The 12,691-nt window shown below is 32.1% G+C and carries 8 protein-coding genes and 1 tRNA gene; 7 read left to right on the plus strand and 2 right to left on the minus strand.

Annotation, left to right across the window (positions count from 1 at the left end):
* Positions 1 to 3 precede the first annotated feature (3 nt).
* The 3 genes from OZP07_RS11510 to OZP07_RS11520 are packed head-to-tail and all read left to right on the plus strand — an operon-like array spanning position 4 to position 6,267.
* The gene (locus OZP07_RS11510; RefSeq protein WP_281635186.1) at positions 4 to 2,202 is read left to right on the plus strand and encodes an NHLP family bacteriocin export ABC transporter peptidase/permease/ATPase subunit; all 2,199 of its coding nucleotides are present in this window, start codon (positions 4 to 6) and stop codon (positions 2,200 to 2,202) included.
* A gap of 10 nt (positions 2,203 to 2,212) precedes the next feature.
* The gene (locus OZP07_RS11515; protein ID WP_281635187.1) at positions 2,213 to 5,110 is read left to right on the plus strand and encodes an NHLP bacteriocin export ABC transporter permease/ATPase subunit; all 2,898 of its coding nucleotides are present in this window, start codon (positions 2,213 to 2,215) and stop codon (positions 5,108 to 5,110) included.
* Positions 5,111 to 5,112: 2 nt separating this feature from the next.
* Positions 5,113 to 6,267, plus strand: coding sequence for a DUF7005 family protein (locus OZP07_RS11520; RefSeq protein WP_281635188.1), 1,155 nt, complete (start codon positions 5,113 to 5,115; stop codon positions 6,265 to 6,267).
* 176 nt (positions 6,268 to 6,443) lie between these two features.
* Here the strand turns inward: OZP07_RS11520 and OZP07_RS11525 are convergent.
* Positions 6,444 to 6,518: transfer RNA gene (locus OZP07_RS11525), tRNA-Val, on the minus strand.
* Between the two features lie 208 nt (positions 6,519 to 6,726).
* Between OZP07_RS11525 and OZP07_RS11530 the strand changes: the two genes are divergently transcribed.
* Positions 6,727 to 8,514 carry an ABC transporter ATP-binding protein gene (locus OZP07_RS11530; RefSeq protein WP_281635189.1) on the plus strand — a complete coding sequence of 596 codons (1,788 nt, stop codon included), beginning with the start codon at positions 6,727 to 6,729 and terminating at the stop codon, positions 8,512 to 8,514.
* A gap of 125 nt (positions 8,515 to 8,639) precedes the next feature.
* On the opposite strand, the gene OZP07_RS11535 is transcribed toward OZP07_RS11530, so the two are convergent.
* Positions 8,640 to 9,812 carry a proline dehydrogenase family protein gene (locus OZP07_RS11535; protein ID WP_281635190.1) on the minus strand — a complete coding sequence of 391 codons (1,173 nt, stop codon included), beginning with the start codon at positions 9,810 to 9,812 and terminating at the stop codon, positions 8,640 to 8,642.
* 93 nt (positions 9,813 to 9,905) lie between these two features.
* Between OZP07_RS11535 and aroB the strand changes: the two genes are divergently transcribed.
* Genes aroB through OZP07_RS11550 form a run of 3 tightly spaced genes read left to right on the plus strand, consistent with a single transcriptional unit; the run spans position 9,906 to position 12,662 of the window.
* Positions 9,906 to 10,973 (plus strand): 3-dehydroquinate synthase, encoded by a 1,068-nt coding sequence (gene aroB, locus OZP07_RS11540; RefSeq protein ID WP_194640638.1) that lies wholly within the window; start codon positions 9,906 to 9,908, stop codon positions 10,971 to 10,973.
* 57 nt (positions 10,974 to 11,030) lie between these two features.
* On the plus strand, positions 11,031 to 11,210 hold the full coding sequence (locus OZP07_RS11545; protein WP_281635191.1) for a hypothetical protein: 180 nt from the start codon (positions 11,031 to 11,033) through the stop codon (positions 11,208 to 11,210).
* Between the two features lie 54 nt (positions 11,211 to 11,264).
* Positions 11,265 to 12,662, plus strand: coding sequence for a type III PLP-dependent enzyme domain-containing protein (locus OZP07_RS11550; protein WP_194640637.1), 1,398 nt, complete (start codon positions 11,265 to 11,267; stop codon positions 12,660 to 12,662).
* Positions 12,663 to 12,691: the final 29 nt, after the last annotated feature.

Genomic DNA, 12,691 nt, shown 5'->3' on the forward strand with positions numbered 1-12,691 from the left:
AAAATGGAAAATAACACAAACTTACTTATAAAAAAACAACCTAAACGTGTTAAAGTGCCGACTGTTCTACAGATGGAAAGCGTTGAATGTGGGGCGGCGGCTTTAAGTATTATTTTAGGACATTTTGGCAAGTTTGTTCCATTAGAAAAATTGAGAATAGCTTGTGGAGTATCACGAGATGGATTGAAGGCTACTAATATCATAAAAGCAGCTAAAGAGTTTGGATTAGAAGCAAAAGGATATGCTAAATCTATTGAAAAGCTAATGCAATTAGAAACTCCATCGATTATCTTTTGGAATTTTAACCATTTTTTAGTTCTAGAGGGTTTTACAAAAAACAGAGTCTACCTTAGTGACCCAGCTCAAGGTAGGTATTACGTAAATCATAAAGAATTTGATGATTCTTATACAGGTGTGGTTTTAACCTTTTGTCCTTCAAAAGAATTTGAAAAAGGAAATGATAAAAAAGGATTAATAGCATCTTTAATTTCAAGAATTACCAATTCAAAATTAAGTATTATCTACATCGTTATAGCAAGCTTGTTTTTAGTAATTCCTGGTTTAGTAATTCCTTCATTCCTTAAAATATTTATAGATAAATATTTAATTAATCATTTTTCAGGTTTTGTAATGCCTCTTTTACTGATTATGGGTGCACTTCTAATTGTTAATGCTTGTTTAGTTTATCTCCAGCAATACTTTTTACTTAAATTAGAAACAAAACTTGCATTGGTAACTTCTAGTAAATTTCTTTGGCATGTTTTTCATTTACCAATTGCTTTTTTTACTCAAAGATACAGTGGCGAAATAGGTAATCGAGTCTCATTAAATGATAAAGTAGCAAAACTTTTAAGTGGGGATTTAGCAAACGCTGCATTAAATGTTATTGTTGTGTTTTTTTATGCAATTTTAATGTTCTCCTATGATGTTACCCTGACAGTAATTGGTGTTTTTATGGCAACATTAAATGTTGCTGCCATAAGATATGTTTCAACAGCTAGAAAAGATGGAAGTCGAAGATTAAGCAATGAAACTGGAAAGTTGTTAGGTACTACTACCTCGGGAATTAGTATGATTGAAACATTAAAATCCTCTGGTAGAGAAAATGATTTTTTCACGAATTGGATAGGATATTTAGCTAAAGTAATGAATGCTCAACAAGAATTTGGATGGTTAACCATAAGACTTAATATACTGCCAAATCTAATTTCATCTTTAACAAATACTTTAATATTAGGAATAGGTGCATTAAGGATAATGGAAGGAGAAATGACTTTAGGCGCTTTAGTTGCCTTTACTTATTTAATGAATAATTTTATTACACCAGTAAACCAGCTTGTATCAGTGGCATCCATGCTACACGAAACAGAAAGTGATATGGCACGCATTGATGATGTAATGAATTATGAAATTGATAAACAATTTATTGATAAAGAAGATGAAAATATCCAAAAGGCAAATAGTGAATTTATTAATAACAAATTGATTGGATACTTCGAAATGAAGAATGTGACTTTTGGATATAGTCGCACCATGCCTGCATTAATAGAAAACTTTAATTTAAAATTAAGACCTGGAAGCAGAGTCGCTTTAGTTGGAGGTTCCGGTAGCGGAAAGTCAACCGTTGCAAGAATAGCTTCGGGACTTTATGATCCATGGGAAGGAGATATCTTATTTGATAATAAAAATAGAAGAGATATACCTAGACATATCATTACAGAATCATTAGCGGTAATAGATCAGGAAGTCTTAGTGTTTAATGGTACGATTAAAGAAAATATTTCTTTTTGGGACACCATGATTCCCCAAAAAAACATTATAAATTCAGCAAGAGATGCTGATATTCATGATGTTATTGCTGCTAGAAATGATGGATATGATAGTGAAGTATTAGAAGGCGGTTCGAATTTTAGCGGAGGACAGCGCCAGCGAATTGAAATTGCAAGAGCTTTAGTTTGTGACCCAACAATTTTAATTATGGATGAAGCTACTAGTGCATTAGATTCTGCCACAGAAAAAATTGTGATGGATAATATTAAGAAAAGAGGATGTACTTGTTTAATTGTTGCCCATAGACTAAGCACAATAATGGACTGTGATGAGATAATTGTAATGGAGTTTGGTAAAATTGTAGAACGAGGCTCTCATAAAGAATTATTAAAACTAAATGGTGTTTATGCAAAACTGATTGAAATAAAATAAAAATTAAGATATGTCAACGAAAGATAAAATAGGTATAGGAGTTGAAGAACCATTGATACTTAATAGCACAGACAAATTTTGGATGGTAGTTTCTGGTGAAGTAAATGTGTTTTATGTTAGAGTTGATGAAAAAGGAGAATATTTATGTGCGTTAAAATATCTTTACTCTGCAAAAAAAGGAGACTTATTATTTAGTTTACTATCTTCTGAGTGTACTAATGACACTCGTTTAATTGTTTTTTCAAACGAAGCGAGTTTATTATCTATAAATAAACACGAACTCACTACTATAGATCATTTCTTTCTAAAAGGTATGATTGATAAATGGATATTAAAAACTTCATTTAAAATTAATTCAAAGAGTGCTCCAAAATCTTACAACACGTTAGATACCTATAATGATTTTATTTTAAATCAAAATACCGTAGCATACCCGTCTCAAGGAATAAACTGGGTAAGTTTAATTCATGGAGAACTTTCCGTTTTCTCAGAACAGGAAACTATTAACTTTGACGATTCCCTTAAATTTCCAATTCCTGTTTGTAATAAATTATGGATTAAGTCTCTATCTGAATTTTCTGAATTAAAATTAATGAGTACCAGAGAAGTTCTAGAAGATGAAATTAATTTTTTAATTTCCTTAGAAAAATTACAAGCCCATTTTTACAATCAGCTTTGCAAAAATATTGAGATCAATAGTTTGTTCGAAAAAAATAATCTCAATGATAAATTAATTTATCAAGAAGAAGAATTAAAAAACACTTTAGAAAAAATAAAATCTATAGTCACAGGTAATAAAAAAAAATCACATCACACCAATAATAAAAAACAAAACATACTTTATTTAACATGTCAATTAATAGGCGAACATGCCGGCTTTAAATTTGAAGTTCCAAAACATTTTGAATTAGATATACATAACGCAAACAATCTTCTATATGCTATTGCACAAAGTTCTAAAGTAAGAATACGAAAAATTATTTTGAGAGATGTGTGGTGGAAAGATGAAAACGGGCATTTATTAGCATTTATAAAAGAGTCTAATGAGCCAGTTGCCCTTATACAGCAAAATTCTGCAACTTACATAATCAAAAATCTTTTAAAAGGGACTGAAACTGTAGTTAACAATAAAATAGCCGAATCTTTAGACCCAATAGGTTATATGTTTTTTTCTGGATTTGATGTAAAAATGAATTCCGTAAAAAAAGTATTAAATTTCGCTATGAATGGTGTAAAAAAAGATGCCAAATTATTATTGGTTGCTTCTTTACTCGGAAGTCTAATGGGTTTATTAATTCCGATTTTGTCTGGGATGATATATGACGATGTAATACCAACTGCAGATAAATCGGTACATTTAGAAATCTTTACGATTATGATCATTATCGGTTTGGTATCTGCTGGACTGCAGCTTACTCAAGGAGTCTTACAAATGCGAGTAGAGTCAAAATCAAGTGTTAACTTGCAAGCTGGTGTAATGGATTATATACTTCGCTTACCTGTAGCTTTTTACAAAAAATATACTGCTGGCGACCTCACAAATAGAGTTTTAAGTATTAACTCAATTAGACAGATTCTTTCTAATACACTTATGACGGTAGTGCTTACTGGTGCATTCTCATTTGTTAATTTGTTACTTCTATTTTATTATGATTCGAGTTTAGCATGGGTTGGAATTGGGCTTGCTTTAATTGCTGTTGCTTTTATGGTTTTAATAGGCTGGCTAAAATTGAAGTATGATCGGGAGGTTTCTAAATACGAAGGGGAAATTCAAGGTTTTCTTTTCGAATTTTTATCTGGAATTAGTAAAATAAGAATAACAGGAGGTGAAAAAAGAATTTTTTCTTTATGGGGTGATAAATTTTCAAAATTAAAAAAATTGGGGTTTAGTTCAGGGAGTTATCAAAACTATGTAGAAGTTTTTAATAGTTCATATCCCCTTTTTACAAGTATACTATTTTTTTCATTTATATATTATACTGTTTTAAATTCTCAAAATTCTGGCATGTTATCCGTAGGATCGTTTATGGCTTTTATTATTTCTTTTAATAAGTTTTTAAATGATAGTTTAAAGTTAAGCATGGCATTTATTACTTCGCTTAGTGTTATTCCTCTGTATGAAAGGGTTAAGCCAATTTTAGAAGAAAAAACAGAATCGATAGAAGATAGTATTGATCCAGGTGAATTAATGGGTGAAATTGAACTGAATTCTATATCTTTTAGATATTATGCTGATCAGCCTTTAATTTTAAAAAATATTACACTTAAAATAAAACCTGGTGAAATGGTTGCTTTTGTAGGTGCATCTGGCTCTGGAAAATCAACAATTATGAGATTACTTTTAGGTTTTGAACATCCTGAGTTAGGCTCTATATTCTATGATGGAAATACATTTGACGCGATGAATAAAGAACTTACAAGACGACAAATAGGTGTAGTGCTGCAAAATGGAGCACTTATGTCAGGCAGTATTTATCAAAATATTGTTGGCAATTCAGAATTAACATTAGATGATGCTTGGGTTGCAGCACGCATGGTTGGGATGGAAGATGATATAAAGAATATGCCAATGGAAATGCATACGTTTATTAGTGAAGGAGCAGGTACATTTTCAGGAGGTCAGAGACAAAGATTAATGATTGCTAGAGCAATTGTTCATAAACCTAGATTATTATTTATGGATGAGGCAACAAGTGCTCTTGATAATAAAACTCAAAATATTGTTGCAGAAAGTTTAGATAAACTCCAAGCTACCCGTATTGTTATTGCACATAGGTTGAGTACTATAAAAAATGCTGACCGTATTTTTGTTTTGGAAAAAGGGGAAATTAAAGAAACAGGAACTTATAATGAGCTAATACAAATGGACGGATTATTTACAGAACTTGCTAAACGTCAAATTGCTTAATAATGTTAGATAAATTACCTTTATTAAAAAAGGCAGACCATAGTATCAGCCCTGATTTTTCTGAAGAGCTTAAAACCTATCTGTTAAATAAATTTTGGTCAAAGGAACAGTCATTTTCGCCTTTAGTAGACGAAATAGATCTTGAATATTGGGGAGGAATTTCAAAAAGAATTACGGAAGGTAAAACAGTTTTTAATGAATTAAAAAAAAGCTATCCTCAATTGAATTTTCCAATAGAAATAGGCATAGAAAAAACAGAAATTTATAAAGATATAGTTTTAAGAGGAAAAACTGAAAATATAAATTTGCCTTTTTCACTAAAGCTAAACGATTCTAAAAATATAGCTTTTAAAGTTCATAAAAGCATTGCAGGTAAAATACCAATAGTAACGATTCCAAATAAAGAAGATTTCACAACAATTATACAATCACTATTATATAAAAACAACCCCAAAGATGTTCCGCAGTCTATGGGTGCAGTATTAATCAATGGAATTAATAACAGGGAGAGATTAACTATTTTAAAAAACGATTGGTTAGCAGCTAACACTTCTGAAAATTGGGTCGAAGAGTTTTCTTGTAATGTGTTACCAAATAAGAGTTCATATAAAGATAAATTAATTATTCTAAGCACAAAACCCTATAGTAATGTAACGGCAAAACAATTGGGTTTGACTGAAAATTTATGGTTATCTTATTCTATTTCGATAAGAGAAGAACACGAATGTACACACCTATATACATTAAAAAAATACGGAGTGGCATCAAATAACCTGCACGATGAGTTAATTGCAGATTATATAGGAATTATAAAAACTATTGGACGATACAATAAGTCATGGATGTTACTGTTTATGGGACTTGAAAACTATCCTAAATATAGGAAAGGAGCAAGGCTAGAAAATTATATATCAGACAATAAATTATCTCAAGTAGACTTTAAACAACTAATTAAACTAATTAAAATTGCAATTGAAAATATTTCCATTTTTGATAAAATTCAAGGCAAGTTACGATCAAATATAGATCAAATGTGCAGAATAGATACCCTTTGTGAAACAAGTTTACAAGAATTATCATCTACAAATGGAGCTTCTTTACTTCTTGATAATTATAATAAAAGGCTGGAAAAGGTAGTAGCCACCATCAAAATCTAGAGTTTGGTTATAAATAAACTATGGAATATAATTATAATACAGCTGAAGATCAGCAAAGAGTATTTATGCTTAATTTTTGCTAATCCACAGATTTAAGACTTGATCCGTAAAATGGAGGAAAAGGGATACCTTATATACCAAAAAAAGAGGGATACTTTTTCAATTATCCCTCACAGTGGGCGATGAGGGGTTCGAACCCCCGACCCCCTCGGTGTAAACGAGGTGCTCTGAACCAGCTGAGCTAATCGCCCTATTTTTAGTTGCTATCATTTCGTGATTGCAAGTGCAAATATACAACTAGAACTCGTAATTGCAAGCATTTTTTTGGAAAAATGATAAAAAAAATTAAAGGTTTTTATTTGTCTGCTCATTAACAGTGCTTTATTGAGTGTTCAAACTCCTCATTTTTTTTGTTATCCTATTGATATAGCCTTACATTTGTATCATAAAAAAAATAAAATGGCTCGATTCCAGGAAAATGATTTACCAAAATCAAAAATTACAGCAAGTTCATTGCAAAAAGCAGTTCTTATCTTTAAATATGCCAATAATCATAAGTGGAAATTTTATGCAGGACTGTTTTTTTTACTGCTTACAAGTGTTACTGCCCTAGCCTTCCCTAAATTTATGGGAATGCTTGTAGACTGTGTTCACAAAAAAGATGCACATCTCGCTAATCAGATTGCATTGGGATTAGGACTTGTCTTATTATTGCAGTCTTTATTTTCTTTTTTCAGACTTTCATTGTTCGTTAATTTTACCGAAAACACTTTGGCAAACGTGCGATTGGTACTCTATACTAATTTGGTTAAACTGCCAATGTCATTTTTTTCCCAAAAACGTGTGGGCGAATTAAACAGCCGGATAAGTAACGATATAACCCAGATTCAGGATACTCTAACTACAACAATTGCTGAATTTTTAAGACAGTTTATTTTGATTATCGGAAGTTTTGCTATGCTGGCCAGCATCAATATTAAACTGACCATTATGATGGTTTCTGTGGTTCCTTTTGTTGGTGTAGCTGCAGTTATTTTTGGAAGATTTATTCGAAAATATTCAAAAAAAGTTCAAGATCAGGTTGCCGAAAGCCAGGTTGTTGTTGAAGAAACGATGCAGGGAATTAGTATTGTTAAGGCATTTGCTAATGAATGGTATGAAATTGCCCGCTATAAAGAAAAAATCAAAGAGGTTGTTAAAATGGGGATTAAAGGCGGACAATTCAGAGGTTTTTTCGCTTCCTTTATTATTGTATGTCTATTTGGAACTATAGTAGCTGTAGTTTGGTACGGAGTACAATTGAGTATTGCCGGCGAAATAACCGTTGGACAATTATTTACCTTTATATTATATTCCAGTTATGTTGGGGCTTCATCAGGAGGTATAGCCGAATTATATGCTCAAATGCAGAAAGCTATTGGTGCTACTGAAAGAGTTTTTGAGCTTTTGGGTGAAACACCAGAAAAAATTAATTCTAATGTAGGTATTTCTTTAATAAACAAATTAAAAGGAGATGTTAGTTTTAAAAATGTGGCTTTCAGTTATCCTTCAAGAAAAGAAGTAAAGGTTTTAAAAGATATTAATTTTTCTGCCGGATTTGGACAAAAAATCGCTCTCGTTGGACCAAGCGGGATGGGTAAATCTACAATTGCTTCTTTATTACTGCGTTTTTATGATATAGAAAGCGGGGAAATCTTAATTGACGGAAAAAATATTTATGATTATAATCTGGTAGATCTTCGCGGAAATATGAGTATTGTTCCTCAGGATGTTATTCTTTTTGGCGGAACCATAAAAGAAAATATAGCTTATGGAAAGCCAAATGCCACTGATGAAGAAATTATCACGGCAGCAAAACAAGCCAATGCTTTTGTATTTATAGAAAGTTTTCCTGAAAAATTTGACACTATCGTTGGTGAAAGAGGTATTAAGCTATCTGGCGGACAAAGACAGCGTATCGCAATTGCCAGAGCCTTGCTGAAGAATCCTTCGATATTGATTTTGGATGAAGCGACTTCTTCTTTGGATAGCGAAAGTGAAAAACTGGTTCAGGAAGCTCTTGAGGTTTTGATGGAAGGAAGAACAAGTATTATTATTGCACACAGGCTTTCAACGATTCGTTCTGCCGATCAGATTTTGGTACTTGATAATGGAAAAATCAGTGAACAGGGAACGCATCAGGAATTAATTAATCTTGAAAATGGTCTTTATAAGAATTTGAGTAATTTACAGTTTAGTAATTCATAGTTCTATAAACACTTTCAAATAAAAAAATCCATTTGTCTTTAAAAACAAATGGATTTTTTTGTAAATCTCAGTATCAATTTTTTCAATCTGACAGCTGTTTGCTGAAAGCTGCTATCTGTAAAAGACTAAGCTATCTCTTTTCGTCTTTTGCGTTCAGCTTTGATCATTGAAAGTTCACGACTGGTCTGTCCTGCTACCGAAGTGTTTTCTTCAGCACGGCGGATTAAGTACGGCATCACGTCTTTTACGGGACCAAAAGGAAGATATTTAGCAATATTATAGCTGTGTGCCGCCAAATTATAACTGATATTATCGCTCATTCCATATAATTGTCCAAACCAAATTCGGTCATCATTGGACGGAATTCCTTTGGATTTCATTATCTCCATTAGTTTATAGGTGCTCTCTTCGTTGTGTGTTCCAGCAAAAATAGACATGGTGTCCAAATGTTCTGCCATATACAGGACAGCTGCGTCATAATTTACATCAGTAGCTTCTTTGGATGAGCAGATTGGAGTTGGATAACCTCTTTCTTCGGCACGAAGATTTTCTTTTTCCATATAGGCACCGCGAACTAATTTCATTCCAATAAAAAATCTTTCAGCTTTTGCCTGTTCATGTAGTTTTTTCAAATAATCCAGACGATCCCAGCGGTACATTTGAAGCGTGTTGAAAACAATTGTTTTTTCTTTGTTGTATTTGCGCATCATTTCGGTAACCAAATCATCAGCTGCGTCCTGCATCCAGCTTTCTTCGGCATCAATCAGCAGTGCTACGTTTTTTTTGTGGGCTTCACCGCAGACTAAATCAAAACGTGCTGCTACTCTATCCCATTCAGCCTGCTCTTCGGGAGTTAATATTTGTTTCTCTCCTACTTTCTCATATAAGTCTAAACGTCCTAATCCGGTAGGCTTAAATACGGCAAAAGGAATTGCCAGGCGTTCTTTAGCAAATTCAATTGTTTTTAGAGTCATCTGCAGCGCGGCATCAAATTGATTTTCCTCTTCTTTTCCTTCAACAGAATAATCTAATACTGAAGAAACTCCTTTGGTAAACATTTTATCTACAACCGTCAGGCAGTCATTTTCGTTTACGCCTCCGCAAAAATGATCAAAAACAGTTGCACGGATCAGATTTTCGACAGGCAGATTCGCTTTTATTGCAAAGTTTGTCACTGCTGTTCCTATACGTACCAAGGGCTGGTTATTGATTAATTTAAAAAGAAAATATGCTCTTTCAAGTTCGGTATCGCTTTTTAAAGCAAACGCATTTTGTGTGTTATTGAAAATATTATCCATATTTTGTTATATTTTTTATGCAAATATAAAGAGAGTAAGCGATTATAATTAGTAAAATTTGCCTTATTTTGCGCTTTCAATTAAATTAAAATCATGCAGTCTATTCAAGCAAATAATTATCCTGTTCATTTCAATGAAACTGGGTACGAAAAACTAAATCAGCACTTAAAAGATAATAAATATTCGAACCTGTTTATAATAGTTGACAGCAATACAAATGAGTTTTGCCTGCCAAAATTACTTCCATTATTAGAAACAGATCTGACGGTTGAAATTATTGAATTTGAAGCTGGTGAAATCAATAAAAATATTGAAACCTGTATCGAAATCTGGAATGTACTGACTGAATTGGGCGCTGACAGAAAAACATTGATTATCAATATTGGCGGCGGTGTTGTAACTGATTTAGGAGGATTTGTTGCTTCAACTTTTAAAAGAGGCGTCGATTTTATCCATATTCCAACTACTTTATTATCTATGGTTGATGCTTCTGTAGGCGGTAAAAACGGGGTTGATTTGGGTAATTTAAAAAATCAGATTGGAGTTATCAATACGCCAAAAATGGTATTGGTTGATACACAGTATTTAGAAACTGTCCCTCAGAATGAAATGCGTTCAGGTCTTGCCGAAATGCTGAAACACGGATTGATTTTTGACAAACCTTACTGGGAGTCATTTTTGGACATTAAAGGAATCGACTTTGATCAGTTGGATACTTTAATACACCGTTCTGTGGAAATCAAGAACATTATCGTAATGCAGGATCCTACTGAAAAGAATATTAGAAAATCTTTGAATTTTGGACATACATTAGGTCATGCGATTGAAAGCTATTTTTTAGAAAATGAAAATAAAACCACATTGCTGCACGGTGAGGCTATTGCGGCGGGAATGATTTTAGAAAGTCATATTTCATTGCATAAAAACTTGATTTCTCATGAAGAATATAGTGAGATAAAGTCTACGCTGAAATCAATATATGATGATATTATTTTTGAAGAAGAGGATATAGAACCTATTCTGGACCTACTGATTCATGACAAAAAAAATGAGTATGGAATGATACAATTTGCATTAATTGAAGGCATCGGTAAAATAAAGATAAATCAATCTGTTGAAAACGAATTGATTCTAAACGCTTTTGAAGATTATAAATCTTAGTTTTTTTTTAATAAAAAGCGTTGCATTACGTCTATATTATTTTTTACATTTGCCTCAATGAATAAAAATCAAAATAATAAAAAATTTTCTGCTAAAAGAAACAGAAACAATAGGTCTTTTTTGAGCTTATTGAAACGTTTTTATGGTATCAAAGGGAATTTCAGTTTTGATTTATTTCAATATTTCAAGGCCGATTACGAAAAACTTCAGATTGTCTATGCAAATATTAGAGTTTGAAGTTTAATTAATTCTATTTTTTAAATACAATTAACGTAAAACTCTAAAGGACAAATGAATACGAAATATTCCGACTTAATAAATCAAACATATTACTTTCCTCAAGAAGAATTCAAATTAAATAAAGATAACCTACAGTTTCATAATATTGATTTAATGAAATTGGTCGAAACTTATGGTACCCCTTTAAAATTTACTTACCTGCCTCAAATTTCAAACAACATCAACAAAGCCAAAAGCTGGTTTCGCAAATCGATGGAAAAAAATAAATATGAGGCTAAATATTACTATTGTTACTGCACAAAAAGCTCTCATTTTGAATATGTTATGAATGAGGCTTTCAAGAATAACATTCACGTTGAAACTTCTTCAGCTTTTGATATAAACATTGTTGAAAATTTATTAGAAAACGGAAAAATAAATAAGAGTACTTTTATCATTTGTAATGGTTTTAAAAGAGACCAATATATTCATAACATTGCAAGACTAATCAATAATGGACATAAAAACACTATTCCTATTATTGATAATTATGAAGAGCTGGATTTACTGCAGGCAGAGATAAGCGGAAAATTCAAAATAGGAATCCGTATTGCTGCAGAAGAAGAACCAAAATTTGAGTTTTATACTTCGAGATTAGGAATAGGATATAAAAATATTGTTCCTTTTTACAAGAAAGAAATCAAGGAAAACAAAAAGCTGGAACTTAAAATGCTTCACTTTTTTATCAATACCGGTATTAATGACAATGCTTATTATTGGAATGAGCTTGTAAAATGTATCAAAGTATATGTTGCCTTGAAAAAAGAATGTCCAAGCCTTGACAGTTTGAATATTGGCGGTGGTTTCCCTATCAAAAATTCATTGGCTTTCGAATACGATTACCAATATATGATTGATGAAATCATTAATCAGATAAAAATTGCCTGTGACGAAGCTGAAGTGGATGTTCCGCATATTTTTACTGAATTTGGATCGTTCACTGTTGGAGAAAGCGGCGGTGCTATTTATCAGGTTTTGTATCAAAAACAGCAGAATGACAGAGAGAAATGGAACATGATTGATTCTTCTTTCATTACCACTTTACCAGATACTTGGGCAATTAACAAACGTTTTATCATGTTGGCAATCAACAGATGGAATGATACATACGAACGTGTTCTGCTGGGCGGAATGACCTGTGACAGTGATGATTATTACAATTCTGAGCAGAATATGAATGCAATATATCTGCCAAAATATAATAAAGAAAAACCATTATATCTAGGTTTTTTCAACACAGGAGCTTATCAGGAAACCATTGGTGGTTTTGGCGGACTGCAGCACTGTCTTATACCGCAGCCAAAGCATATTTTGATAGATCGTGACGAGAACGGAATATTGGCAACCGAAGTATTTTCTGAAGCTCAAACTGCTGAGGATGTACTAAAAATACTAGGTTATAATAAATAACAAATTTAAATTGGGGTATAGGAATTTTG

Source organism: Flavobacterium marginilacus (genome assembly GCF_026870155.1).
In the GTDB taxonomy this organism is placed as follows: domain Bacteria; phylum Bacteroidota; class Bacteroidia; order Flavobacteriales; family Flavobacteriaceae; genus Flavobacterium; species Flavobacterium marginilacus.

Coding starts and splice junctions, on each gene's coding strand:
- OZP07_RS11510 (WP_281635186.1), top strand. CDS start 4: ATGGAAAATAACACAAACTTACTTATAAAAAAACAACCTAAACGTGTT.
- OZP07_RS11515 (WP_281635187.1), top strand. CDS start 2,213: ATGTCAACGAAAGATAAAATAGGTATAGGAGTTGAAGAACCATTGATA.
- OZP07_RS11520 (WP_281635188.1), top strand. CDS start 5,113: ATGTTAGATAAATTACCTTTATTAAAAAAGGCAGACCATAGTATCAGC.
- OZP07_RS11530 (WP_281635189.1), top strand. CDS start 6,727: ATGGCTCGATTCCAGGAAAATGATTTACCAAAATCAAAAATTACAGCA.
- OZP07_RS11535 (WP_281635190.1), bottom strand. CDS start 9,812: ATGGATAATATTTTCAATAACACACAAAATGCGTTTGCTTTAAAAAGC.
- aroB (WP_194640638.1), top strand. CDS start 9,906: ATGCAGTCTATTCAAGCAAATAATTATCCTGTTCATTTCAATGAAACT.
- OZP07_RS11545 (WP_281635191.1), top strand. CDS start 11,031: ATGAATAAAAATCAAAATAATAAAAAATTTTCTGCTAAAAGAAACAGA.
- OZP07_RS11550 (WP_194640637.1), top strand. CDS start 11,265: ATGAATACGAAATATTCCGACTTAATAAATCAAACATATTACTTTCCT.